The sequence below is a fragment of the Planococcus antarcticus DSM 14505 genome (genome assembly GCF_001687565.2).
Lineage (GTDB): Bacteria > Bacillota > Bacilli > Bacillales_A > Planococcaceae > Planococcus > Planococcus antarcticus.
Window position 1 is genome coordinate 670,994 of sequence record NZ_CP016534.2, and the last position, 25,259, is coordinate 696,252.

Annotated in this window: 23 protein-coding genes; 20 read left to right on the plus strand and 3 right to left on the minus strand. The window is 46.0% G+C overall.

Features of this window, described 5'->3' with window-relative positions; all coding sequences use genetic code 11:
• Window positions 1-3: 3 nt before the first annotated feature.
• The 10 genes from BBH88_RS03455 to BBH88_RS03500 all read left to right on the plus strand — a co-directional run bounded on the left by BBH88_RS03455 (window position 4) and on the right by BBH88_RS03500 (window position 10,626).
• Window positions 4-864, plus strand: coding sequence for a carbohydrate ABC transporter permease (locus BBH88_RS03455; RefSeq protein ID WP_006828587.1), 861 nt, complete (start codon window positions 4-6; stop codon window positions 862-864).
• The gene (locus BBH88_RS03460; RefSeq protein WP_006828586.1) at window positions 864-1,679 is read left to right on the plus strand and encodes a carbohydrate ABC transporter permease; all 816 of its coding nucleotides are present in this window, start codon (window positions 864-866) and stop codon (window positions 1,677-1,679) included. The genes BBH88_RS03455 and BBH88_RS03460 overlap by 1 nt, the downstream gene beginning before the upstream one ends.
• A 12-nt stretch (window positions 1,680-1,691) precedes the next feature.
• Window positions 1,692-2,711: a LacI family DNA-binding transcriptional regulator gene (locus BBH88_RS03465; protein WP_006828585.1), complete on the plus strand. Its 1,020-nt coding sequence runs from the start codon at window positions 1,692-1,694 to the stop codon at window positions 2,709-2,711.
• A 12-nt stretch (window positions 2,712-2,723) separates the two neighbouring features.
• Entirely contained in the window at window positions 2,724-4,361 is a 1,638-nt protein-coding gene (locus tag BBH88_RS03470; protein ID WP_006828584.1) for a glycoside hydrolase family 13 protein, read from the plus strand.
• A 267-nt stretch (window positions 4,362-4,628) separates the two neighbouring features.
• Window positions 4,629-5,075, plus strand: coding sequence for a DUF4385 domain-containing protein (locus BBH88_RS03475; protein ID WP_006828583.1), 447 nt, complete (start codon window positions 4,629-4,631; stop codon window positions 5,073-5,075).
• A 67-nt stretch (window positions 5,076-5,142) separates the two neighbouring features.
• A complete protein-coding gene (locus BBH88_RS03480) occupies window positions 5,143-6,030 on the plus strand; it encodes a TIGR01777 family oxidoreductase (RefSeq protein WP_065537282.1) in 888 nt (295 codons plus the stop codon).
• A gap of 148 nt (window positions 6,031-6,178) precedes the next feature.
• Window positions 6,179-6,442 carry a hypothetical protein gene (locus BBH88_RS03485; protein ID WP_006828581.1) on the plus strand — a complete coding sequence of 88 codons (264 nt, stop codon included), beginning with the start codon at window positions 6,179-6,181 and terminating at the stop codon, window positions 6,440-6,442.
• A 166-nt stretch (window positions 6,443-6,608) separates the two neighbouring features.
• Window positions 6,609-7,082, plus strand: coding sequence for a MarR family winged helix-turn-helix transcriptional regulator (locus tag BBH88_RS03490; RefSeq protein ID WP_006828580.1), 474 nt, complete (start codon window positions 6,609-6,611; stop codon window positions 7,080-7,082).
• Window positions 7,079-8,803, plus strand: coding sequence for an ABC transporter ATP-binding protein (locus BBH88_RS03495; RefSeq protein ID WP_065537281.1), 1,725 nt, complete (start codon window positions 7,079-7,081; stop codon window positions 8,801-8,803). The genes BBH88_RS03490 and BBH88_RS03495 overlap by 4 nt, the downstream gene beginning before the upstream one ends.
• Window positions 8,800-10,626: an ABC transporter ATP-binding protein gene (locus BBH88_RS03500; protein WP_065537280.1), complete on the plus strand. Its 1,827-nt coding sequence runs from the start codon at window positions 8,800-8,802 to the stop codon at window positions 10,624-10,626. The genes BBH88_RS03495 and BBH88_RS03500 overlap by 4 nt, the downstream gene beginning before the upstream one ends.
• Before the next feature lie 45 nt (window positions 10,627-10,671).
• On the opposite strand, the gene BBH88_RS03505 is transcribed toward BBH88_RS03500, so the two are convergent.
• Window positions 10,672-11,496, minus strand: a complete 825-nt coding sequence (locus BBH88_RS03505) for a CPBP family intramembrane glutamic endopeptidase (RefSeq protein ID WP_065537279.1) — start codon at window positions 11,494-11,496, stop codon at window positions 10,672-10,674.
• A gap of 210 nt (window positions 11,497-11,706) precedes the next feature.
• Here BBH88_RS03505 and BBH88_RS19360 point away from each other — a divergent pair, with 210 nt between their 5' ends.
• The 6 genes from BBH88_RS19360 (at window position 11,707) to BBH88_RS03535 (ending at window position 18,356) form a co-directional block, all read left to right on the plus strand.
• On the plus strand, window positions 11,707-11,880 hold the full coding sequence (locus tag BBH88_RS19360) for a hypothetical protein (protein ID WP_169314363.1): 174 nt from the start codon (window positions 11,707-11,709) through the stop codon (window positions 11,878-11,880).
• 486 nt (window positions 11,881-12,366) lie between these two features.
• A complete protein-coding gene (locus BBH88_RS03515; RefSeq protein ID WP_065537278.1) occupies window positions 12,367-14,367 on the plus strand; it encodes a penicillin-binding transpeptidase domain-containing protein in 2,001 nt (666 codons plus the stop codon).
• A gap of 346 nt (window positions 14,368-14,713) precedes the next feature.
• The gene (locus BBH88_RS03520; RefSeq protein WP_238323391.1) at window positions 14,714-15,187 is read left to right on the plus strand and encodes a MerR family transcriptional regulator; all 474 of its coding nucleotides are present in this window, start codon (window positions 14,714-14,716) and stop codon (window positions 15,185-15,187) included.
• A gap of 38 nt (window positions 15,188-15,225) precedes the next feature.
• Window positions 15,226-16,521 (plus strand): hemolysin family protein, encoded by a 1,296-nt coding sequence (locus BBH88_RS03525; protein WP_006828573.1) that lies wholly within the window; start codon window positions 15,226-15,228, stop codon window positions 16,519-16,521.
• 182 nt (window positions 16,522-16,703) lie between these two features.
• Entirely contained in the window at window positions 16,704-17,759 is a 1,056-nt protein-coding gene (locus BBH88_RS03530; RefSeq protein WP_006828572.1) for a hemolysin family protein, read from the plus strand.
• 108 nt (window positions 17,760-17,867) lie between these two features.
• Window positions 17,868-18,356 carry a DUF4306 domain-containing protein gene (locus BBH88_RS03535; RefSeq protein WP_065537277.1) on the plus strand — a complete coding sequence of 163 codons (489 nt, stop codon included), beginning with the start codon at window positions 17,868-17,870 and terminating at the stop codon, window positions 18,354-18,356.
• Between the two features lie 206 nt (window positions 18,357-18,562).
• On the opposite strand, the gene BBH88_RS03540 is transcribed toward BBH88_RS03535, so the two are convergent.
• On the minus strand, window positions 18,563-18,742 hold the full coding sequence (locus BBH88_RS03540; protein ID WP_040851851.1) for a hypothetical protein: 180 nt from the start codon (window positions 18,740-18,742) through the stop codon (window positions 18,563-18,565).
• A 70-nt stretch (window positions 18,743-18,812) separates the two neighbouring features.
• Window positions 18,813-19,262 carry a hypothetical protein gene (locus tag BBH88_RS19550; protein WP_238323393.1) on the minus strand — a complete coding sequence of 150 codons (450 nt, stop codon included), beginning with the start codon at window positions 19,260-19,262 and terminating at the stop codon, window positions 18,813-18,815.
• A 75-nt stretch (window positions 19,263-19,337) separates the two neighbouring features.
• On the opposite strand from BBH88_RS19550, the gene BBH88_RS03550 reads away from it, so the two are divergent.
• The 4 genes from BBH88_RS03550 to BBH88_RS03565 all read left to right on the plus strand — a co-directional run bounded on the left by BBH88_RS03550 (window position 19,338) and on the right by BBH88_RS03565 (window position 25,164).
• Window positions 19,338-19,661, plus strand: coding sequence for a hypothetical protein (locus tag BBH88_RS03550; protein WP_238323468.1), 324 nt, complete (start codon window positions 19,338-19,340; stop codon window positions 19,659-19,661).
• A gap of 308 nt (window positions 19,662-19,969) precedes the next feature.
• A complete protein-coding gene (locus tag BBH88_RS03555) occupies window positions 19,970-21,466 on the plus strand; it encodes a flotillin family protein (RefSeq protein ID WP_006828569.1) in 1,497 nt (498 codons plus the stop codon).
• A 370-nt stretch (window positions 21,467-21,836) separates the two neighbouring features.
• Window positions 21,837-23,396 carry a response regulator transcription factor gene (locus BBH88_RS03560; protein WP_065537276.1) on the plus strand — a complete coding sequence of 520 codons (1,560 nt, stop codon included), beginning with the start codon at window positions 21,837-21,839 and terminating at the stop codon, window positions 23,394-23,396.
• Window positions 23,356-25,164, plus strand: a complete 1,809-nt coding sequence (locus BBH88_RS03565) for a sensor histidine kinase (RefSeq protein WP_006828567.1) — start codon at window positions 23,356-23,358, stop codon at window positions 25,162-25,164. The genes BBH88_RS03560 and BBH88_RS03565 overlap by 41 nt, the downstream gene beginning before the upstream one ends.
• The last annotated feature ends 95 nt before the right edge of the window (window positions 25,165-25,259 follow it).

Genomic DNA, 25,259 nt, shown 5'->3' on the forward strand with positions numbered 1-25,259 from the left:
TTTATGCGTACAAAAGATTTATCTTATTGGTTGTTTCTAGCCCCGGTTTTGCTGGCACTTACGCTGGTTGTCATCGTTCCTATGCTTCTTGGAGTTTATTATTCGTTCACCACCTGGAACGGGATTGATACCGGTGAGTTTGTTGGGTTCCAAAATTACATCGACCTGTTCAAAGATGAAAGGTTCTTGGATTCTCTTTGGTTCACTACGAAATTCTCAATTGTTTCGGTTATCCTAATTAATATTATCGGCTTGTCGCTGGCATTGCTCGTTACTGGACGTGTCCGTTCAAGCAAACTGTTGCGCACAACGTTCTTCATGCCAAACTTGATCGGTGGATTGATCTTGGGCTTTATCTGGCAGTTTATTTTCATTAAAGTTTTTGCCAGTGTCGGCGAAATCATTGGAATGGAAAGTCTTCAGGGATGGCTATCCACGACGGACACCGGATTCTGGGGCTTGGTCATTTTAATGAGCTGGCAAATGGCAGGTTACATAATGGTTATTTACATCGCTTATTTGGAAGGCATGCCGAAAGAATTGCTGGAAGCTTCTGAAATCGATGGGGCATCAACGTTTCAGCGTTTTCGCTATATCGTTTTTCCGCTCGTTGCTCCAGCATTCACCGTCAGCATGTTCCTGACACTGTCCAATTCGTTCAAGCTATACGACCAGAACTTGTCGCTGACAGGCGGCGGACCTTACAATTCGACCGAAATGGTTGCAATGGAAATCTTCAAAACAGCGTTCACACAGAACGCCTTCGCCTACGCGCAGGCGAAAGCCGTCATTTTCTTTGTGATTGTCGCAATCATTGCCCTTGTCCAAGTGTATTTGAACAAACGCAAGGAGGTTGAAATGTAATGAAGAAAAAGTGGGATATCAAACTGGAAGTCTTCGGGGGACTGCTGGCGCTATTATGGCTAGCCCCATTTTATTTGATGTTCGTCAACTCCTTTAAATCGAAGAAGGAAATTTTCATGGATACGATCAGTCTTCCAGAACAATGGAGTTTTGACAATTACATCACTGCTTTTGAAGAACTTGATTTTATGCGTACGCTTTTTAACTCTCTTTTGATCACCGTCGTCAGTGTGGTTTTGATCATTGTCTTTTCCGCGATGGCAGCATATGCGTTATCGCGCGCTAAGAGTAGGCTAAGCACAGTGCTGTTTTTTACATTCGTTGCAGCGATGCTGATTCCGTTTCAGTCGGTCATGATTCCGCTCGTAACGGTATTCGGCCAATTTGAAATGCTGAACCGCGGCGGCCTTATCTTCATGTATCTTGGATTCGGCGCAAGTCTTTCCATTTTCCTATATCATGGGGCGTTGAATAATGTACCACGCTCACTTGATGAAGCGGCGACGATTGACGGGGCAAATCGCTGGCAAGTATTCTGGCACATTATCTTTCCGATTCTGAAGCCGATTACGGTTACGGTGGCGATCCTCAACATCATTTGGATCTGGAACGATTACTTGTTGCCGTCACTTGTTATCAATACACCAGGGAGCGAAACGATTCCGCTGAAGATGTTCTTCTTCTTCGGAGAATATACGAAACAATGGCATTTGGCGCTTGCCGGATTGACGCTCGCCATCGTTCCGGTCATTATCTTCTACTTCTTTGCACAACGTGAAATTATTAAAGGGGTATCAGATGGAGCAGTAAAATAAGGAGGTACTCAAATGGCCGTCACGATCAAAGACGTTGCGAAACAGGCTGGCGTGTCGCCTGCTACTGTTTCCCGGGTAATCGCCGATAATCCACGAATCAGCAGCAAGACGAAAGTGAAAGTACGTGAAGTGATGGAAGGACTAGGCTACTACCCGAATTTCCAAGCCCGCAATCTGGTAGCGAAAAAAAGCCAGACCCTCGGAGTCGTCATGGAAAACTCAGCGACATTGGCATTCCAAAATCCTTTCTTTCCGGAAGTGTTGCGGGGAATCTCAACTCGTGCGCATGGCAGTCAGTATGGCTTGTATTTGTCGACCGGTGCCACGCAAGAGGAAATCTATAGCGAAGTCGTTGAAATGGCACAAGGCAGGCGGGTCGATGGCATCATTCTGCTGTACTCAAAAATTGGCGATCCGGTCATGGAATATTTGAGTAAAAGTGGCTTGCCGTTCTCTGTAGTCGGGCGTCCGTTTAAAGACCCGTGTTCCATATCGTATGTCGACAACGACAACATCAATAACACCAAAGAGACGGTCGAATACTTGATCGGGCTTGGCCACCGGCATATTGCATTTGTCGGGGGAGCCGTGGATTTCGTAGTGTCGCTCGATCGATTGGAAGGCTATAAGCAAACTCTCGCGCAACACGGTATTCCGTTTGATGAAGCTTATACGGCAAATCAAGAACTGATGGGCGGCAACGAGCGCGAGGCGATCCGCCGGTTGATGGCACTTGAAGTTCCGCCAACGGCCATCGTCACACATGACGACATGGTGGCGTACGAAGTGATTGGCTATCTCGAGGATTTGAAAATCCAGGTGCCGGAGGACGTCTCCATCATCGGGTTTAATAATCATGCTATTTCACGGCATTTGAAGCCGCCGCTCAGTACAGTGGATATTTCGATTTACGATCTAGGGCTGCACGCAGCAGAATTGGTATTAGAGAAAATAACGGACGAGTCGGTGCCTCCAAAACAAGTCATAGTTTCATCTCGACTGATTGAAAGAGGATCTTGTCGCCGTCTATGAGAGGGATTCGATATGAATAAAAAATGGTGGAAAGAAGCAGTCGTCTATCAAGTTTATCCGCGCAGCTTCATGGATTCCAGCGGTAATGGACTTGGTGATATTAACGGCGTCACGAGCAAATTGGATTATTTGAAAGAACTTGGCATCGATGTGATTTGGATATGTCCGATGTACAAATCACCAAACGATGACAATGGCTACGACATCAGCGATTACCAGGCGATACTGGAAGACTTCGGCACAATGGCGGATTTCGAACGTCTAATGGAAGAAGTACACGCGCGTGGCATGAAGCTGATTATCGACTTAGTGATTAACCACACGAGTGATGAGCACCCATGGTTTTTGGAATCAAGCTCATCACGCCACAACCCGAAACGCGATTGGTATGTCTGGCGCGACGAACCGTTGAATTGGGAAAGCATTTTCGGGGGACCGGCCTGGGATTACGATGAAAAGACTGGACAATACTACCTGCACATCTTCTCGAAAAAACAGCCCGATTTAAATTGGGAAAACCCTGAAGTCCGCAGTGAACTCTACAAAATGGTCAATTGGTGGGTAGCCAAAGGAATCGATGGCTTCCGGGTGGATGCTATCAGCCATATCAAAAAAGACTACACGAACACTGACAACACAGAAGGGCATTTGTTTGTACCATCATGGGACAAAATGATGAATGTTGATGGCATCCAGCCGCTCCTGCAGGAATTATACGATGAAACTTTTGGCAAACATGACATCATGACAGTCGGCGAAGCCAATGGTGTTTCGGCAGACGAAATCCATGATTGGGTCAGCACTGAGACCGGCAAATTCAATATGATCTTCCAATTCGAGGACATTGACTTGTGGAATGTGGAAGTGCAAAACGGTGTGAATGCACCAGAACTGAAAAAGGTGCTCAGCAAATGGCAGGAAAAAGTGAACGGTGTTGGCTGGAATGCCTTATTCATAGAAAATCATGATAAGCCGCGCGTCGTTTCAACTTGGGGGAATGACCAATCATATTGGCGCGAAAGCGCGACAGCACTTGGTTGCATGTATTTCTTCATGCAAGGGACGCCGTTCATTTACCAAGGCCAGGAGATCGGCATGTCAAACGCCCCATTTGAAGAACTCGACCATTTCGATGATGTCCATACACATAATTTATACTTCCATAAAAAAGAAACAGGCATGGAACACGAAGCCATCATGACCTTGCTGCGCGCGACAAGCCGCGATCATTCACGGACACCGATGCAATGGAACAATAGCCTCCATGCTGGTTTCTCGACGGGGATGCCGTGGATCAACGTCAATCCAAATTATGAGTGGCTGAACGTCGAAGCGCAGGAAAACGATCCGCATTCAGTGCTGGCCTTCTATAAACAGATGATCTGGCTCCGAAAGAACATGGATGTTTTCATTTATGGGGAGTATAAGTTGGTGGAGTTGGGCCACGAATCGATCTTTGCCTATACGCGCGAATATGACGACGACAAGGTGCTCATTGTTACAAACCTTGCCCAGCATGCATGCTTGTGTAGCATTGATCCTGAAGACTCGACATTGCTTTTGGCAAATTACCAAAACATTGATTCGGCACAATTGCGGCCATATGAAGCGCGTGTCTATAAAATTTCTAAAGAAGCGTTTGGTAGTTGAAAAATTAGCAGCTTACAAAATGGAAGACCGGAAAATTTTCTCCGGTCTTTTTTCAATTAGTGGTGGGTGCTGCTCTCTACCCAGGTGTTTCATATCTCTACATGAAAAATCAACACTCCTACATAAACCATCAAAACTTCTAAACAAATCCTCACGTTCTATTTAAGTATTCTCACACTTTCTACATGAAAATCATAGGCATACCCTGGATTCACTAAGTGCAATCAAGGGTATAACTTTAACAAAGCATAAAAGGAGTCGATTTGCATGGCGTTTGATTATGACCTGGACTATGAGAGCCTGGATTTGCGGAAGCATCCAGAGCTGTACCGAGTTGGCAAAGGAGAGCAGGGCGTGCTGATGGTAGAGCCGTATAAGGGTGAAATTTTGCCGCATTGGCGCTTCAAGACGCCGGACATTGCCCAGGAATCATGCGATAAGATTTCAGAGATGTTCGAAGAATACCGCAAGCAGGATGATTTTGTGGGGATGGACATGGCGCGCAAGTTTATTCAGATGGGCTATACGCGGGCGCGCCGCTACACGAATTACAAAGGCGGTCGCAAATACAACGAAGACGGCAGCATCAAAGAGCGGGAAATCGATCCGATAAAAGCGGAGTCGGCGGCGATTTTCAAGAAGCGCTGGGACGAAATCCGGGAAGATGAGGATTACTTAAGGCGCAAAAAAGAGCACCAAAAAGAATTTGGCTGAGGCGCATCTTTTGTTCAGATAAAGCGTCAAGTAGCAGAAGAATAATTTACAGAAAATGGGTGATAGAATGAAAAAAATCGTATTAGCCGGAGGTACCGGTTTTGTTGGGCAGTATTTGGAAAGGAAATTTACAGACCAGGGCTACCGGGTCATCATTATTTCAAGACAGCCAGATCACTTGAATTGGAAAAATCACACGGGCATTGTCAAAGCTTTAGATGGCGCTGAGATGTTGGTCAACTTGGCGGGAAAATCGGTAAATTGCCGATACACCGAAGCTAATAAACGAGAGATTTTTGATTCGCGAGTGGAGACGACGGAAGCACTGGGCACAGCAATCTTGGCCTGCGACAATCCACCTCCGGTATGGGTCAATTCCAGCACATCGACGATTTACCGCCACGCGGAAGATCGGCCGATGACGGAAGCGAACGGAGAATTTGGCACCGGCTTTTCAGTAGAAGTCGGCAAAGCTTGGGAACAGGCGCTATTCAGCTTCAATTTGCCAAATACGCGTCAAGTTGCATTGCGTCTGTCGATTGTCCTTGGCAAAGATGGTGGTGTCATGACGCCTTATGAGAACATGGTGCGCTTTGGTCTCGGTGGCAAACAGGGTTCTGGCCGACAACTATTCAGCTGGATCCATTTGGAGGACGTTTACCGCATTATCCTATTCGTGCGCGATCATGACAACATCAGTGGTGTCATCAACACTACATCGCCTGAACCTGTCACCAATCGCGAATTAATGAAGCAACTGCGAATGACGATGGACAAAAAAATCGGTTTGCCGGCAACCGGGTGGATGCTGAGTATGGGAGCAGTTGTCATCGGGACAGAACCGGAACTAATCTTAAAAAGCCGCTGGATTTTGCCGGAACGATTGCAGCAGGCTGGATTTCGTTTTACCTACCCGACGCTCGACGTAGCGCTTGAAAATATCCTTCATCAATAACAGAATAATCCAATGGCACTAGGGAAATCTGCGAAAGTAGAGTTTTTCTAGTGTTTTTTTATTTATTTCAAATTATTGCCTTTATTTCGAGATAATTAGGTTTAGGACGATTGCTTCAAAGGGAATAGGAAAAGAGGGGGGTGACAAATTGACCATAGACGAGAAATTGATGACTGGAATTCGTAATCGGGAAAAACAGGCATTATCCGATTTGTACGACCGCTACCACCGAATTATATGGAACATTGCCCGCCAGTCCGAAACAGATTGTTCCGTCTGTGAGCAACTTGTCACCCATGTGTTCCGAGCTGTTTGGGCAAAACCACAAGACTTTATTCAAAATCGCAAACTGCTGATGCTGCTGATTGACTGCTGCCGGTCGCGTAGCGCTGCAACGATAAAAAAGAACTGATCACGAACCATTCACAACTCCCACCAGTATACTGATGGGAGTTGTTTTTATTGATTCAAAAACACGATCTACAAAGTTGACGTACCACAGCAATCAGAGTAGTTTAAAGGCATTACATCCGATTGTTCCGTTTGGAACGGTTCGGAAATGAAAGATGGTGCAGCAAATGAGTGATAAAAAAGAGATGGAAGCGTATATGCAGTTAATGCTGTCATTTGCTAAAGTACAGAAAAACATGGTGCGTTTTATTCAAAAGTCGGCCGTGAAAAAGGGTTTGTCGATTCCGCAATACTCGATTTTAATGACCATTATTGGCTGCAATGAAATGACGCAGAAGAATATTGGAGAAAAAACCGTTCTGCCCAAAAGTACTTTGAGCCAAGCGATAGATGGACTGGTTAAAGAAGGCTATCTCGACCGCCAACAAGTAGAGGACAACCGCCGTGAAACTCTGCTGGCACTGAGTACGAAAGGGAGGGCTTTGGTAGAAGAACTTCATCTCCAAGAAGATGGACTTCACCAGGCATTCAAAGAGGCAAGTGAGCAGTTCACGCCTGATCAAGTGGACGAACTGCTCGAGGCACACGGAAAAATTTCAGCTTACTTAACCCAAGTAGAATTAGAGGTGGCTGCAAAATGATTAAGATCCTGAAGAATTTGAGTCCTTATAAATGGATCGTGCTAGCAGTTGTCGCCTTGGTCTTTGGCCAATCGATGGCGGAGCTGTTCCTGCCGACCTTAATGGCAGACATCATTGACAATGGTGTCGTCAAAGGCAACATTCCGTATATCTGGAGAATCGGCGGCTGGATGCTACTGGTTTCCGCAATCGGCGCAATCGCGGCGGTTTTTGCCAGTTTTTATTCGGCTAAAGCAGCGATGGGGCTGGGGCGCGACTTGCGCCAGAAAGTTTTCAAGCATGTCGGCCAATTTTCGCTGCAGGAGTTTGATGAAGTGGGAACCGCATCGCTGATCACGCGCACGACAAACGATATTACCCAGGTGCAACAAGTGGTCATCATGATGCTACGTATGGTTATCAGCGCACCGATTATGCTGGTCGGGGGAATTATCATGGCAGTTTCAAAAGATGCCAAATTGTCGCTAGTCATTATCGGTGCTATGCCGGTATTGGCTGTATCAATCTTGCTGATTTTGAAATACGGCATGCCCTTGTTCCAGGAGGTTCAGCAGCGTCTGGACGGCTTAAACCTAGTAGTAAGGGAAAACCTGACAGGCATCCGCGTCATCCGTGCCTTTAATCGTGAACAGGAGGAAAAAGCGCGCCTTCAAAAAGCCAATCGTGAACTGGCCGATGTCTCCATCAAAGTCAATAAAGTCATGGCCTTCCTGATGCCGGTCATGATGCTGGTCATGAACATGACCGTCGTCGCCGTTATTTGGTTCGGCGGCATTCGCATTAGTAACGGCGCCATGCAGATCGGGGATTTGATGGCATTTATCCAATACGTCATGATGATCATGTTTGCACTGGTCATGGCATCTTTTATGTTCGTCATGGTTCCGCGTGCAGCGGTATCGGCCAGACGGATTAACGAAGTATTGGAAATGAAGCCGGCCTTCACGGACGATGGCACCGCCAAAGCGGACCGCACACGCGGCACGCTGGAGTTTGAGGACGTTTCTTTCTATTATCCGGGAGCGGAAGAACCGGCGCTGTCGAACATCAGTTTTAGCGCCAAACCGGGTGAAATCACGGCTTTGATCGGTGGGACGGGTTCCGGCAAGTCGACGCTGGTCAATCTGGTGCCGCGCTTTTACGACGTCAAGAGCGGAACAATCCGCGTCAACGGCGTTGACATTCGTGAGGCTTCGCAGCAGGAAGTCCGTTCGAAAATCGGCTTTGTGCCGCAGAAATCGATGCTGTTTACTGGGAGCATCGCGGACAATATCCGCTTCGGCAAACAAGACGCCAATCAGCAGGAAATGGATCATGCGGCAAACATTGCGCAGGCAACAGAATTTATCGATCAAATCGAAGGCGGCTACGCGGCTGAAATCGAGCAGGGCGGTTCTAATTTGTCAGGTGGGCAGAAGCAGCGCCTATCGATTGCTCGCGCGTTGATCCGCAAGCCAGATTTGTATATTTTCGATGATAGTTTCTCGGCGCTCGATTTTAAGACCGATGCCAAGCTGCGCAAAGCGTTAAAAAACGAAACGAAAAACGCCACGGTGCTGTTGGTCGCACAGCGTGTCAGCACGGTGGTCGACGCGGATCGGATCATCGTGTTGGAAAAAGGCAAAGTAGTCGGCATGGGCACGCACGAAGAGTTGCTCGAATCCAATAAGGTCTACCGCGAAATTGCCTTATCCCAACTGTCAGAGGAGGAAATTGCATGAGTAGAATGGGACCTCCACATGGCGGAGCAAATATGCCGGCGGAAAAAGCCAAAGATTTCAAAGGCACATTTCGCCGCCTTGTTTCTTATTTAAAGCCGCGCCGAAAAAAACTGGCGGCCGTTTTCCTAGTCGCGATTCTCAGTACAGTGTTCACCATCGTCGGACCGAAAATCATGGGGATGGCGATTACCGAACTGTTCGAAGGCGCTTACGGGCAATTGCAGGGTGTTCCGGGCGGCGGCATCGACTTTGGTGTTATCGGCCAGATTCTCGCAATTCTTGCCGGGCTGTATCTGTTCAGCAGTTTGTTCAGCTATATCCAGCAGTATATGATGTCAACGGTCGCGCAGGACACGGTCTATGATCTGCGCCAAGACGTCAATAAAAAACTGGAAAAACTGCCGCTAGAGTATTTTGATGGCCGGGCAAACGGTGAAACCTTAAGCCGCATGACCAACGACATCGATACCATCGGCAGCACGCTGCAGCAAAGCTTGACGCAATTCATCACGTCGATTGTCACCATCGTCGGGATTCTCGTGATGATGCTGACGATCAGCCCTTTGCTGACCTTGATTGCGGTCGTTTCCTTGCCGCTGTCCCTGTTCGTCATCGGACCGATTTTGAAGAAATCCCAGAAATACTTCAGCAGCCAGCAAAAAAATCTCGGCCACTTGAATGGCCACGTGGAGGAAATGTACACCGGTCACCAGGTCGTCAAAGCGTTCGGGCACGAAGCAAAATCCAACGAGCAATTTGATGCCGTCAATGAAGAACTTTACAATGCGGGGCGCAAAGCACAGTTCATTTCCGGTATCATCATGCCGATGATGACGTTGATCGGCAATTTGAGCTATGTGCTGATCAGCGTCGTCGGCGGAATCCTGGTAACGCAGCGCGCTATCTCCATCGGGGATATCCAAGCGTTCATTACTTATTCCAAACAGTTTACGCAGCCGATTACCCAGACCGCCAACATCGCCAACATCATCCAGTCGACGGTTGCTGCCGCTGAGCGGGTCTTCGAATTGCTAGATGAGGAAGAGGAAGTCGTGGAAGTGACAACTTCTGTCCTAGCACGCGCGAAAGGTGCTGTCGCTTTTGAAGACGTCGACTTCGGCTATGGTAAGAATTTGCTGATTGATAAGATGAACATCGACATTCTGCCGGGTCAGACGGTCGCTATTGTCGGGCCGACCGGTGCCGGCAAGACGACTTTGATCAACCTGTTGATGCGTTTCTACGAATTGAACGGTGGGCGGATCACCGTCGATGGTCTTGATTCACGAGAAATGTCACGCCATGAGCTGCGCCAGAACTTCGGCATGGTACTGCAGGATACCTGGCTGTTTAACGGCACCATCCGTGACAATATCGCCTACGGAAAAACTGGCGCTACCGAAGAGGAAATTCTGGTTGCAGCAGAAGCGGCACACGCTGACCACTTTATCAGGACCTTGCCGGACGGCTACGATACCATCTTGAACCAGGAAGTTTCGAATATTTCAGAGGGACAAAAGCAATTATTGACTATCGCCCGCGCGATTCTTGCCGATCCACCAATCATGATTCTGGATGAAGCGACTTCTAGCGTCGACACGCGGACCGAAATCTTTATTCAGCAAGCCATGAATCGACTAATGGAAGGACGCACAAGCTTTGTCATCGCGCATCGCTTGTCGACCATCAAAGATGCTGACCTGATTTTGGTTATGGACCAAGGGAAAGTTATCGAACAAGGTACGCATCAGCAACTTCTCGACAAAGACGGCTTCTACGCCGATCTGTACCATAGCCAGTTTTCAGCAAAAGTGGCTGTCTAAAACGCAAAAGGTCCACTGCGCAGTTTGTGCACGGTGGACCTTTTGCTATTCAACAATAGAATCTTTTTTGGGTTGCTTCTGCGTCTGCACGCCGCGCGCTAGCCAGAAAATGGCGCTGATCAAAAGCAGCGCGCTAATAACAAGCATCACCGCGTTCGGTGCCGCTTTCGCATAGACATCCGCTAGATTGAAAATAGCGATCGACTCTGGCCAGGTCGGCGCTAGGAACATCGCCACCGCTGCTAAAGAGTTATTGATGATGTGCAATAAAATCGGTACTAATAGATTATTGGTTCGCAAATACAAGAGAGAAGCAACGATGCCAAACAAGAAAGCGCCGATGACATCAAGATGCAAAATGCCGAACAGTAAGCTGGAAATTAAAATGCCGCCCCATACCGAAGTCCTGACAATCATCCGCTTCAGCAGCACGCCGCGGAACATAAACTCTTCGACCACCGGCGCCAACATGGCAATGGTGAAAACTGTGAAGACGATATATAACGGCGTATCCGGTATTGGCAGCGCCTCCAACATGAAATCGACCAGCCACGGCGCAACCGGTGCCAGCATGAACAGCTGAAACCAGAACATGCTGAGTGAAAAGGCAATCGACACCACCACTAAGGCAAGTAAAGTCGGCATCCATTTTTGGATGCCGTTATAAGACAGTACGTTCCAGACGGAAGCATTGTGCTTCCGGAAATAATAGCCAAAATAAATTCCCGGCACGAGGACGTATAGTACCAATTGGCTGATGACATCAAAAGTCATATCACTGACGTCCAAGACAATCAAGGCAACCGTCGTTAAAATCGTACCAAGGATGGATAGTAGGATTAAGTAACGCGCCTTCATTTGTTCAAACACGGGGCACCGCCTTTCTTTTATCTGTAATCGCTTCATGTTATGTTTATAGATTATACGCACCCGAGGCAGCAAGTTTCATTTTTATCCAAACCCGTAATGTCACACATATGGTCTATCTTTCGACATAACAGCAGAAACACGGTATACTTAAGATAGTCTACCTGTCCATTTTGTTGGCGGGAAGAACGGAAGAACGGAAGGATGATTCAGATGGCATTTTTAGACAAACTGAACCAATTGAAAGACAAGTCGATCGAAAAAGGCAAAACGCATTGGGAAGAAAACAAAGACGACTACAAAGAAAAAGCATCGACTTATAAGGAAAAAGCGATGGTCATGAAAGACGATGTTGCCAATAAAATCAAAGAGAAAAAAAAGAAATAATGGATAAGTTGGTTAGGCGAACGTCGCCTGGCTATTTTTTTTGTGGAATTTCGGGTTGTGTGAGTGCTATATAAGTTGAACTAAAGAATCATCCTTAGACACACTGCTCTGGCCGCACCGGCTCTGATTTAATCTAATGAAAAAAAGTGACTGAAAATTTGACTGCTATGTCACGGTGTATCAACAGATAAGAATCATAAGTTTCGAGCTATTTAGAAGGATTTTTTTGAGTTGCTATGTGGACATTTTCGAGTTCCCATAACCACATTGTAACTTTCTACACGAACTTCCCACATCTCAGTCAACATACTAGAATGCTGCCTCAAAATTCTCCGTTTCTTCGCGACTTTTTCAACTCCCTACACGATCTTTCAGACCTCCCTATAAAATTCTCTCTTACTCAGTTTTAAATACAGAACATTCAGTCTTTATATTCTCTCACAACCAAGCGATAATAAGAGTAAGAAAAAGAGCGGAGGTTATTTGATGGGGAAGACACCATTACCAGCAATCTTCTTGCTACTGATTCTCATACTGTCGGCGTGCCAGGAGGCAGACGTGGAGCCACCAGACGAGACGCCAGACGAGACAGCCAAAGCCATCGAGTCGCCGGAAGTGCGCGTTGCGGAATTTATTGAGCTGTGGAAGAGCGGCGATTTTCCCGGCATGCACACAAATTACTTGAACCAGGGCACGCAATCGGTTTATGGCGAAGCGAATTTTGTCACGTGGCAGCAGGATCTTCACAAGCAGATGGGAGTCGAGAATCTGGAGGTTTCCTATACAGAACCTGCGGAAGACGCAGAATGGAATAAAGAACAACCAGCCGATTTCTCGATTCGGGTAGCGTTCGATACGATCATCGGTCCGGTGGAATTTGAAAAGACGCTGACACTGCTGTATGAATCGCACGGAAAAGTGGAAGACTGGTTCGTTGAATGGGATCCGTCTTTTATTGTGCCCAATTTGGAAGCTGGCGACCAAGTATCGACTGAAATAACCCAAGGACCACGCGGCGAAATGGTCGACCGCAACGGCAACGCGATTGCTTCGAACAGCACCGGCTACGAAGTCAGTGTCATTCCGGAAAACTTCGACACTGCCAAAAAGCAACAGTTGGCAGAGCTGCTCGGCATGAGCGAGCAGGCGATTGACAACAAGCTCAATCAACCGTGGGTGCAGCCGCATTACCTCGTGCCGATTGCACAGATCAAGGCGGACCAATCCACGCTGGATGAGCTGTTTACAATCCGCGGCACGACAAGCAGAGAAGTAACAATGCGCAATTATCCGTATGGCTGGGCACTGTCGCACATCAGCGGCTATATGGGTCCGATTACCTCCGAGCAGCTGGAGGCGTGGAGCAGCAAGGGCTATTCGACCGAAACGATGGTCGGGCGGCAAGGGCTGGAAGAAATTCTGCAGGAGCGGCTGCGCGGAAGAGCGGGCGGGCGCATTATTCTGAAGAAGCAACAGGAAAATGCAGTTATCACATCGGTGGATAATGAACCCATTCCAGGTGAAACCGTGGCATTGACCATTGACGCCGAGCTGCAGCAGGCACTTTACGAAGCGATGGGTGAACAGGCGGGAACCAGTGCCGCAATCGATCCGGATACCGGGGAAACGCTGGCACTGGTCAGTTCACCGGGCTTTGATCCTAATGAATTTGTGCCAAACATCACCAACAGTCGCTTTCAGGAGCTCGCCAACGATCCGCTGCAACCGTTCTTCAACCGCTTTGCAGCGGTCTATGCACCGGGACCAATCATGCAGCCAATCACTGCGGCCATTGGATTGGAAAGCGGCACGCTTGATCCTGCTGAAGGCTACGACATCAGCGGCAAGTCGTGGCAGCGTTACCAATCGTGGGGAGATTACCGGGTCACACGGCCGCGCGATGACGTACCGAACCCAATCGATTTAAACAAGGCACTCATCCATTCCGACAATATCTACTTTGCCCAGCAGGCACTCAATATACAGGATGACGATTTCCAGACAGGCCTGGAAAACTTCGGTTTTAGTGAAGAAATTGCTTTTCCAATCGAGCTGACACCGTCGCGCATTTCACAGGATGGCACATTTGGCTCTGAAGGCCAGCTGGCCGGCACGGCTTCTGGCCAGGGACAGATGCAGGTCAATATTCTTCACATGGCAACACTTTACAGTCCGATTTTGACAAACGGTAAACTCTACAAGCCGACTCTGTTTCTCGATGACGAAGATCAGCAATTATGGAATGAAAACTTACTCGATGCTGAGAACGCCGAATTGCTGCAGATCAGCTTAAGCAATGCCGGCAAAGAACTGGGCACAGAACTCGCCGGCAAGAGCGGAACCGCACGCGAAAGAGACGAGCAAAATAGCTGGTTTGTCGGCTACAGCTTGGTGAATCCCGATTTAATTGTCGCCATGATGGTCGAAGGGGAAGACGAAGTGGACGAAACAGTCGAGCAAGTTATTGAAGAATGGAACAAAGAATAGCTTCACATTGTTAACTATTAAACGAAAATAATGAACAAGCCAGACGAATGCTGTCTGGCTTTTTTTGTGGTGAGGCGGTATGGTGCGAGGGATTAAGCCTACGGGTGGCGCTGTTGGCTTCTTACCCGTGTGTTTTCTCCGTCTACCCGGGTGTTTGCTATTTCAACCTGCAGCCACAAAAAACAAGCGCCTCATAGAAGAAGAAAAGCTAAAAAGAGCAAACATTGGTGGAATGATGTCGCTTTTCCAAACCAGTAAATTTTTCCATCAAAAGCAGCACGTTCCACTGTATGCTCTTTACCAGAATGTGCTATTATTCTTAATTACAAAGAGAAATTGCTTAGCAATGGATCGAATCGGATTTCAACCGTCGGGAACGTTTCTGCCAGTTGAAGAGAATAAAAAAGGAGGCGTCTGCATTGGGAAGGACTTAATGAAAATCGGAGAAATTGCAAAATTGAGTGGAGTATCAACGAGAACTATCGATTATTACACGGTATCCGGATTGTTACATAGTGAACGTTCTGATTCAAACTACCGGCTTTATCCGACTTCTGCTCTACAGACGCTCGAACGCATTCAGCTGCTAAAAAAACAGCGCTTGTCGATTTCGGAAATCAAGGAAATCATTGATGCGCCCGAAAATCTCGAAACAGAGCTCTTGGTGGAGGAAGTTTACGAAGAATTTGAATGCCTGCAACGAAAAATCACATGCCTGGAAGAGCAATTGAAAGATGCGCCAAGCATCGTGAAGACGCACGTCAGCAAAGCGCTTGAGCATCAATTGGCAACAATTACCGCTTTAATCGCTTTGCTGTAACCAACTTTGGAGGTGAATCCCTTTTACAGGGAAGACACGTGGATATAGTTACCTTATTGAATTTAGTGTTATTAGTGATATTGATTGCCTTGACGGCATTTTTCGTCGGCTCGGAGTTTGCGGTCGTTAAAATCCGTATGTCACGACTCGACCAATTGATTGCAGAAGGCAATAAAAAAGCAGTGATTGCAAAAAAAGTGGCAGTCGACCTGGATTATTACCTGTCCGCTTGCCAGCTCGGCATTACCGTAACCGCACTCGGACTCGGTGCACTCGGGAAACCGACAGTTGAGCGCCTGATGTATCCGATTTTCGAATTTTTTGCAGTTTCAGACACAGTAGCATCGACTGCTTCCTATGCGATCGCGTTCCTACTTGTGACTTATCTTCATGTCGTCATCGGCGAAATGGCACCGAAGACATTGGCGATTCAATTTGCGGAAAAAATGGCGTTGCTTTTGGCACCGCCATTATACGGGTTCGGAAAAATTATGAAGCCATTTATCTGGTCATTGAATGGAGCTGCTCGCGTCTTGCTGAAACTTTTCGGCGTTCAGCCGGCAGGTCATGAACAGGCTTATTCAGAAGAAGAATTGAAAATTGTCATGGCCCAAAGCTTTGAAGGCGGAGCAATCAATGAAACTGAACTTTCTTATATGGAAAATGTCTTTTCATTCGATGAACGCGTAGCCAAAGATATCATGGTGCCGCGTACGGAACTGGTCACGCTGGACAAGGATATGCCCTTGGAAGAAATCATCGAGATTTTGGATGAAAACAACTATACGCGTTATCCAGTGACAGAAGACGGCGACAAAGACAGCGTTCTTGGCTTTGTCAGTGCGAAAAAAATGCTTCCTCATATTGTTGCCGGACGAGAGTGGCAGCTCGAGGGATTTGTTCTCGAACTGCCAACCGTTTTTGAACGGACTGCGTTGCAGGATGCGTTATTGCGCATGCAGAATGCCCGCGTTCACATTGCCCTTGTAGCGGACGAATACGGCGGCACCGCCGGCATGATCACGATGGAAGACATTTTAGAAGAAATCGTCGGTGAAATCCGGGATGAATTCGATGCCGATGAAGTTTCGGACATTAGCAAAGTCAGCGACAACCAATACTTGATCAATGGCCGCGTTTTGTTAAAGGATCTCGAAGAGCGCTTTGGCTTAACATTTGAAAAAAGCGAAGACATTGACACCATCGGCGGCTGGATCCATTTCAAGAGTCCGGGAGAAGTAGAGACCGAAGCAACTGTCGGGAAGTCGAACGTTTCGTGGACAGTCGTGGAAATGGATAACCAGCAGATCAAGCAAGTGATGTACCACCAATAACCAAAAAACTGAAAGAACACAGTGGATAAACGAAGAAATCGCTCCAGGCGAACGCTTTGAGCCCACATGCTGTGGGTCTGAAAGCGCAGCTAGTTTGTGGAATATCCGCAGCAAAACCGTTTTTACTATAAATAATTAGTTGAATATATATGGAGGTGAATCCCTCGTTTGAGGGAGACGAATTGGATGGACAAATAGTGATTAACTTAATACTCGTCGCGTTGCTGATTATCGCAACCGCATTTTTCGTTGGTGCTGAATTCGCCATCTTGAAAGTGCGGATGTCGCGGATTGACCAACTGATATCAGAAGGCAACAAGAAAGCTGTTCGTGCCAAAGAAGTAGCCAACGAACTGGATTATTACCTGTCTGCTTGCCAGCTGGGCATTACCGTAACCGCCCTGGCTCTTGGTGCTTTAGGAGAGCCGACCGTCGAACGCATGCTGCACCCGCTGTTCGTTGCGTTTGACGTACCAGCGGCGCTGTCGACGGTGCTATCTTACGCTATCGCGCTTGGTGTCGTAACATTCCTGCACGTAGTAATAGGAGAATTGGCGCCGAAGACGTTGGCGATTCAATATGCTGAAAAAATGACCTTGCTTTTGGCGCCACCACTTTACTGGTTCGGTAAAATCATGAACCCATTCATTTGGCTGATGAATGGTTCGGCACGCGAACTCTTGCGTTTATTCAAAGTAGAGCCGGCCGGCCACGAAGTAGCGCATACCGAGGAAGAATTAAAGCTGATTATGGCAGAAAGCTTTCAGAGTGGAGAAATCAATCAAACCGAATTGACGTACTTGAAAAACATCTTTGCTTTTGACGACCGCATCGTCAGGAACATCATGATTCCCAAAGCGGAAATTGTCTCAGTCGATAGCCGCCTGACGCGTTCAGAGCTGTTTGAAGTATTGGATGAACACGAATATACCCGGTATCCAGTAGCTGAACATGGTGATAAAGGCCGTCTGATCGGCTTTATCAATACGAAAGAGCTGTTGACCAGCATGGCAGCAGGGAGAACAAAGAATCCCGAATCGTTCATCCATGAGATGGCGCGTTTTCCGGAAACCACACCCATCCAGAAAGTATTGACCAAAATGCAACAAAGTCGTACGCATATGGCCATCATCACCACGAAAGACGGAATCATGTCAGGGCTTGTGACGATGGAAGACATTTTAGAAGAAATTGTCGGCGAAATCAGTGACGACTCATTCGAAGTAGAACCGATTTGAATGGAATAGAAAACAAGAGAAGCCTTAGGGTTTCCCTTGTTTTTTTACTTTAGTTGGAAAATTATTGATATAGTAAAGGCAAAAGAAATTTTGGGAAGGAGCAATTCTATGCACAATGAAACGACAAGGAAATCCAGGCAACCTATTTTGTTCTTCGGCGCATTGATCTTTTTCGCAGCCGCGGCATTTTTCAGTTTGTACGAAGGCAGCCAGCTAGACTACATGTCCTGGGAGTGGCCGTATTCTGCGGTTTTTACCAATTGGCTGAACGGGGGAGTCGCATCGGCGGATGATATCTTGACCATCGACTATCTTGTTTATGCAGCAAAATTCGAGCCTCTTTTTCCAACGATTATGTTTTTTACAGCGCTCGTCTTATTCCTGCAAGTGTCTTTTTGGATCTTCAAAGGTAAAGCGAGCGCTTTAAGCGTATTTCACATCGTGTGCGCAGGAGTGTTTTTTGTCTTAGGTGGTGCATTAATGGCATCACCGACAGCCGGACTCGCGTTATTTTCCCGAATCTTTTTCATTACCGGTCTCATTATGCTAATTTCCGGCGTTACTTCGCTCGTCAAAGCTCGAAAGCTTACGACGTGATGATGTTGTTTGCGGGATTTCCTAGTTTTTTTGCAGAATCTAGTGTGTTGTTTGCAGGGACAAGTGATTTGTTTGCGCAATCCCGCACGTTGTTTGCAGGATAGCCGAGTTTGTTTGCAAATTGCGCGAAAAAACCCCCGAAACCCAAATTACCCAAAAGCTGAAAAAATCCGTTTCAAGCACTCGCTTGAAACGGATTTTTTGACTCAACCAGTCTGTTGATCTTTTGTAAGCTTGTCTAATTGATTGTGCTCCAAAGCGAGCTTGTCGCGTTGCAACTGAATATCGGCTAGTTTGATCTGCGATTTCCGGTAGATGTCAAAGCCGGCCAACAGGAGGAGTCCGGTGCCGAGGATGGCCAGCAGTAAGTAGAAACCGATTTCCATAGTTATCCTTCCTTTTCATTAATTTTAGCATATATTCCCAAAGAAGAAGATGACTACTCAGAAATGCGAACTACCCGTGAAGTGCTTGTTGCGCACGATGTTGATCTTTTGTCGCTACATAAAAATCATATTGTGCTGTGCTCGTCATGGCATCGTGCATGCGAGAAGAGCCGATATGTCCTTCGGTGCCGTGAACATTGGCATTCACTTTTAGCACCGCGTCATAAGCAATCCCGTGCGCACTAAATTTGCTGACTGCTGGGTAATACATATCGTCACCAAAAGCGGTATAAGCCAAATGCTTCCTCTTAAAAAATATCCACCGAATCAGTCCCATATCACCACTCCTTTCATTTAAGATCTCCGACGTAATTCTTCGGCGATCGCTTTCAAATGAACATTGTGCTTTTTCGCCAACTTCAAGAAAGTTACCACCACATAAATCAAAAAGCCGATGATGAATACATAAACCAAAATTGATAACAACGGAATAAAGAAAAAAATCATTCATCATATTCATCCGCCGTACCTCTTAATTGTTATACGCAAAACAAACCGAAATGTTTCACCATAGCAAAAAAATATATGGAACTTAATTTCCAACAGAACGTACAGTAAGGAAACGCAGACGTCAAAAAAGAGGAGAGTTTCCATGCAAAGTTTCACTTGGCTATTTATAATCGTCGGAACGATTGTGCTGATTGCCATGGTCAATTCTTATTTCAATTGGTGGTTGAAAAGCATTATCGTCATCTATTATGGAGTTCTATCTTTTCTTTTCATTGTCATCAGCAATCGTATCAATGAAAAATACAGCGGCATTGCTCCAGTTCCGGAAGCTTATTGGGATAAAAACTCGCAATGGGCGTATACGGCATCGAACCTATTTCTTTTGCCGTTTATTGCTGTTCTTCTTTAGGTCTTTTACCGCGGGTTTGTCAATGCTCGGACTCTGACGGCGAAAATTTTGATCGCTCTCGGCCTTTTACCGGCAGCATTTCTAGTATTATTCTTTAATTTCATCTTCAATCTCAGCTATGGCTACCGTCCGTAAAAGATCAGTAAGTTTTGCTTTCTTGTAAAAACATTCCCTTTTTTTGAAACATTTAGACAAGAATCCCGTATAATTACTATAAGCCTCCATCGTGTACATAACGAAAAGCTTGATGGCGCGTTTCTGCCCCGCAGAAATCAGGCAATCATTAGAACAGAAGGAGTGGAAGCAACATGCAGTCAATAGGTATCATTACAGTCATTATTGCATTAGTTATCATCGCCGCAATCGTTGGTATCGGTTATTTTTTCTGGATGAAGATTCGTTACCGTACCGCCAAATCCAATGAGGCCTTGATCATCACCGGACCGAAACTGGGAGATCCATCAAAAGACACGAACATCTTCAACGACGACGAAGGGCGTTCGATGAAAATCATCCGTGGTGGCGGATATCTACTGAGACGCTTCCAAACTTCAACGCCTGTCAGCTTGACATCGTTCCAGCTGAAACTGGCAACACCGCGCGTTTACACCAATGCGGGTGTACCGATTGTTGCGGACGCTGTCGCGATGGTCAAAGTGGCCGATACGTTAAACGGCATTGCCAATTACGCCGAGCAGTTTCTAGGCAAAGAACAAGAGGAGATTGAAACGGAAATCATCGAGGTGCTAGGCAGTAATCTGCGCGCTATCCTATCGAAGATGACCGTTGAAGACATTAATAGCGACCGGGAAAAATTCAATACCGACGTCCAAGAAGTCGCCCAAAAGCAACTTGATTTGATGGGCTTTAAAATCACGTCACTCGGGTTGACCGACCTGCGTGATGCCGACGAAAACAACGGCTACTTGGAAAACCTCGGCCGGCCGCGGATTGCAGAAGTCCGCAAGCTCGCTGAAATCGCGGAAGCCAACACGGAGCGCGAAACACGGATTCACCGAGCACAGACCGATCAGGAAGCAAAAGAAGAAGAATACTTGCGCCAGATTTCGACAGCTCAATCGAAAAAAGAAAAAGACATTAAAGACGCCGCGTTCAAAGAAGAAACAGAGCGTGCGCGTGCCAAGTCTGAGCAGTCCTATGAGCTGGAAAAAGCGAAGCTCGCGATGGAAATTCAAGAAGAAGAACTCAATATGCAATTCGTAGCACGAGAACGCGCTGTTCGATTAGAAGAAGAAGAAAGCAAAGTGCGTAAAACAAAAGCGGATGCCACGTATTACGAAACAACGCGTTCCGCTGAAGGTGACGCGCGTCGTGCGGTGATTGACGGAGAAGCAAAAGCGAAGATCAAACGTGACGAAGGTGCCGCTGAAGCCGAAGTGATCCGCGAAAGAGGTAAAGCCGAAGCCGAGTCCCGCAAACTACTCGCAGAAGCGATGGAAGAGCACGGCGACGTTATCATCACCGAAAAACTGATCGACATGCTGCCAGTCTTCGCCGAGAAAGTTGCGATGCCATTGAGCAATATCGAATCGGTGAAAATCATTGATTCGGGTAACGGCCAAGGCATCCCGTCTTTCGGCAGAAGCGTCACGAAGACAATGGTCGACATGCAAGAGCCGCTCAAGGAAATGACCGGCATCGATATCGGTGAGTTGCTGAAGTCTTACGTCAATCGCAACACGAAGCCTGCAGAACAAGCACCGGTCGCGGCGTTTCCAGTAGTTCACAAAGAGGAAGATTCACACAGTGAAGAAGATTCCAGCGAAACCGAAGAAGACCGCTAAAGCGCAATAAACCCGTCACTTCTTTGCTTTAATGAGCGAAGAGGTGACGGGTTTTTCTATTCCCCTGGCTCATCAACAGCTTTTTTTAAACCCTCCATTACAAGGTTCTTTGACATCGTCACTTTTTCGTTCGCGCTTTCTCTCTAACGTGAAAAACATTCGAAACAATAACAGTAGTAAAATTTCAATCTTCCGATTAATCGACATGATTCTATAAAAAGATGATAATATAGCTGTAGAATGGCATGAAATAAATTCTAAAGAATTGCCAAGTAAAAGGATTAAACCAACCACTCCATCCAAGGGACAGATAGCCGGGCCTAGGGACATCAATATTTTTCTTATGAGTGCAGTCTAAGGGGGTAAGTTCATGGGAGAAGCGTGCAAAGTTCTTATTGTCGATGATGAAATGTTGATTAGACAAGGGATTATTAATTATATTAACTGGGAACAAGAAGGATTTCACATTATTGGGGAAGCTTCGAATGGAAAAGAAGCGATGCAAATAATTGCGGATTTTTCTCCGCATATTGTTATTACGGATATCGTCATGCCGATTATGGATGGCATTGATCTAGTCAGAGAAGCAAAAAAAGCATTTCCCAATATCGAAATCATTGTATTGAGCAGTTTTGAAGACTTCGATTACGTGCGGTCGACATTCCAGAACGGAGTCGCCGATTATATATTAAAGCCCAAGTTAAACGGACCCGAATTATTACGTATCTTAAACCAAGTGGTTAGCCGGATTCCCAATTTGCAACATTCCGCTTCAGTGAAGCCAACACGCTCCACCGAAGAAATGCTGGGAAGTATGATTCTGGGCTACGATTTTTCGATGGATCAGGCAGTTCTATCAGCTGTATTTACTAATAGCCAGTTTGCTTTAGTGGGTGTTCGTGGAAAAAATATTGATCCAACCCAACTGAAAACGATGTTAAAACGATCTTTTCTTGAAGAAATGCCAGTTTTCTTGTTGAGTTCAACCGAAACCGAAACAACGTTTTTGCTCAATTTCAACGCGCATCAGCTAGAAGCGATCAAACAGACTATCGAACATCGAGCAGCCGAAAAACCGGACACAACATGGATACTATACGAACCGTTCAATATCATCGACGACATCAAAAAAGTTTACGATGAAGGCAGAGTGAAGATGAAAAAGTATTTGTTTTATCTGCCGGAAAAGCCCTTATTTGTCTACGATCATTTGCCGAAAGAAAATGAAAAACAAGCCAATTTCGACTTGAATCACTTTATTGAGATGTTCAAAGACCGCTTGTTCAATTCGACATTTACGTATCTGGAAAACCACGTCGATTATTTAGCAGGGCGATACAATAACGACAGCTTTGAATTCAAGTCGTTTTTAGGCAATATTGTTTTCAATGTCATCGTGTTATTGGATGCCATGAAATACGACATCGCAGACATCGAACAAAAAAAATACGGCTATTTCTCGACTATCAATGATGCTCGTCATGTCAACGAAGCGCTCGAACAATTTAACGGATTTCTGCAGGAAGTGCGGACAATTATGTTATCAGGTGACAAAGCAAATGACCAGTCTAACAACATCGAAAGAATTCTGGCTTATATCGAGCAACATTATACGGAACCATTGCGGCTGTCTGAAATCGCCAACCATTTCCACTTTAACGCATCCTATCTGTCTTCTTATTTCAGCACGCATCACAAAGAAGGGTTCAGCGAATATTTGAACCGTGTGCGGATTAAGAAGTCGATGGAATTGCTGGAAAACAGTAGGGTGTCGATTTCGAACATCAGCGGAATGGTTGGCTATTCAGAACATAGCTATTTTTGCAAAGTGTTTAAACGCATAACCGGGATGTCTCCAGGCAGTTATCGAAAGGAGCTCCAAGCCCACCATGAAAATGAAGAAGAAGGTCTTTCTAGTCTTAAGAAATAACAGCCTATTTGTCAAAATGTTTTTGATCATGGTGATCAGCATAGTGGCAGTATCGTTATTGATCACGTTCAGTTCTATCCGAATGTCTTCCAACTTGTTTATGGACACTTTCAGCATTTCAAATACGAAAGCGCTGGAACAGATCGAAACCCAATTCGAAGACTATAGCTTTGCCGTTGTTGGTGCGACGAATGAAGTCCAAAACAACGGCACCATTAAAAGGGTGTTGACACAAGAAAAGCAGAATGCTATTGAAACGTCGAGGGCTTATCACGACATGAGCCGGCAGATCGAACGCATTTATCCGACAGTTGAGTCGTATGATGCCAATATGATTGTGCTCGGAAACAACGAGCGGCTGTACAATGTGAACTATTCGAATTGGCCGGTCTCATGGGAAGTGCTGCGAAACCATTCGATTACTGAGTACACGATCAATCGCCCGAACACATTGCTTTATCAATATTTGCCGTCTACTTCGTTTAATGATGAGCCGATGATTGTCGCGACCAAAGCACTCATGGAAAGGTCAACCGGAGAAATTTATGGAGTCTTGTATTTCCCAATCCGGGAAGCGCAATTGAAACAGTTCTATGAGGGCTATACGAGCATGGAAAACGAAGTGCTATTGGTCGATGAAACGGGAAAAATCGTTTCCAGCAATAAAGAAGAAATGATCGGCGACGGTGCGAGCGACGTTCTAGCATTGGCAAAAGAAGTAGACAATGAGGAACTGGAATTCAAAGATGTACATGTTTTTGGTAAGGATTATCTGTTAATGTCGCAATACCTCCCGACTTATAATATGTACTTGGTGAATTTGGTGGATAAAAATGCAGTTCTGGATAATTTGATCAACACGAAAGAAATTCTCCTAATCAGCCTCGGCATCGTCTTGCTCGCTTTAATCGTCGTGTTTATCATATCCCGCCGAATGACTAATTCCATCAGCCGGTTGGTCAAACAAATCTCGACAATGGCCAAACACGATTTCAACATGCCAGTCGCTGAAACCGGTGGCTATGAAGCAAAGAAAATCGCCAACGCGTTCAACTCCATGCTCAGCGAATTGCAGGAATACGTTGATCTCGTCGTTCAGGCCCAGCAAAAGCAACGCAGCGCGGAATTGATGGCGCTGCAGCATCAAATCAATCCGCATTTTATTTACAACACATTGGCTTCCATAAAGTTTATGATTCAGCAAGACAAAAAAGAAAAAGCGACCGATATGATTCATGCCCTGATTTCGTTATTGCAAAATGCCCTCAGCAATGTCGATCAAACCATTACCGTGGAACAGGAAATAACAGATTTGAAAAACTACGTCTTGATCAACCAATCACGGTACGGGGAAGAGATCAAAGTAAATTTCTTCATTTCTCCGGATTGTCTCGATTGCCAGTTGCCGAAGCTGATTCTTCAACCGTTTATCGAAAACGCCTTTTTCCATGCATTTAATGAGAAAAAAGAGGGCTTTGTCCAAATTTTGGTGTCCCAAAAAGGCGACAACTTGTTGTGTGAAATTGCGGATAATGGCGATGGCATGGAGATGAAAGGCGACTACACGAAAGAAGATTTTAAAGAAAAACGTCATCTGTTCAGCGGGATTGGCATTCGCAATGTCCATGAACGCATCCAAATGCTTTATGGCGAAGAATACGGCGTAGAGATTACAAGTGAAAAAGGCGAAGGCACGAAAGTGAGAGTGGGATTGCCGCTTCAAAAGATGGATACTTCGCTCATAACTAACAAAATTACAAGTATCTAAGAATATTACAATTAAAATAAATAGATATCTGAAATATCTAAAAATTTTCAAACAAAACACCTAAAGATTGTTCTAACAATCTTTTTTTTGTGTCG

Bases quoted from the DNA above. Each gene is read 5' to 3' on its own strand.
- BBH88_RS03455 (WP_006828587.1), top strand. From the start codon at position 4: ATGCGTACAAAAGATTTATCTTATTGGTTGTTTCTAGCCCCGGTTTTG.
- BBH88_RS03460 (WP_006828586.1), top strand. From the start codon at position 864: ATGAAGAAAAAGTGGGATATCAAACTGGAAGTCTTCGGGGGACTGCTG.
- BBH88_RS03465 (WP_006828585.1), top strand. From the start codon at position 1,692: ATGGCCGTCACGATCAAAGACGTTGCGAAACAGGCTGGCGTGTCGCCT.
- BBH88_RS03470 (WP_006828584.1), top strand. From the start codon at position 2,724: ATGAATAAAAAATGGTGGAAAGAAGCAGTCGTCTATCAAGTTTATCCG.
- BBH88_RS03475 (WP_006828583.1), top strand. From the start codon at position 4,629: ATGGCGTTTGATTATGACCTGGACTATGAGAGCCTGGATTTGCGGAAG.
- BBH88_RS03480 (WP_065537282.1), top strand. From the start codon at position 5,143: ATGAAAAAAATCGTATTAGCCGGAGGTACCGGTTTTGTTGGGCAGTAT.
- BBH88_RS03490 (WP_006828580.1), top strand. From the start codon at position 6,609: ATGAGTGATAAAAAAGAGATGGAAGCGTATATGCAGTTAATGCTGTCA.
- BBH88_RS03495 (WP_065537281.1), top strand. From the start codon at position 7,079: ATGATTAAGATCCTGAAGAATTTGAGTCCTTATAAATGGATCGTGCTA.
- BBH88_RS03500 (WP_065537280.1), top strand. From the start codon at position 8,800: ATGAGTAGAATGGGACCTCCACATGGCGGAGCAAATATGCCGGCGGAA.
- BBH88_RS19360 (WP_169314363.1), top strand. From the start codon at position 11,707: ATGGCATTTTTAGACAAACTGAACCAATTGAAAGACAAGTCGATCGAA.
- BBH88_RS03515 (WP_065537278.1), top strand. From the start codon at position 12,367: ATGGGGAAGACACCATTACCAGCAATCTTCTTGCTACTGATTCTCATA.
- BBH88_RS03520 (WP_238323391.1), top strand. From the start codon at position 14,714: ATGGATCGAATCGGATTTCAACCGTCGGGAACGTTTCTGCCAGTTGAA.
- BBH88_RS03535 (WP_065537277.1), top strand. From the start codon at position 17,868: ATGCACAATGAAACGACAAGGAAATCCAGGCAACCTATTTTGTTCTTC.
- BBH88_RS03540 (WP_040851851.1), bottom strand. From the start codon at position 18,742: ATGGAAATCGGTTTCTACTTACTGCTGGCCATCCTCGGCACCGGACTC.
- BBH88_RS19550 (WP_238323393.1), bottom strand. From the start codon at position 19,262: ATGAATATGATGAATGATTTTTTTCTTTATTCCGTTGTTATCAATTTT.
- BBH88_RS03555 (WP_006828569.1), top strand. From the start codon at position 19,970: ATGCAGTCAATAGGTATCATTACAGTCATTATTGCATTAGTTATCATC.
- BBH88_RS03560 (WP_065537276.1), top strand. From the start codon at position 21,837: ATGGGAGAAGCGTGCAAAGTTCTTATTGTCGATGATGAAATGTTGATT.
- BBH88_RS03565 (WP_006828567.1), top strand. From the start codon at position 23,356: ATGAAAATGAAGAAGAAGGTCTTTCTAGTCTTAAGAAATAACAGCCTA.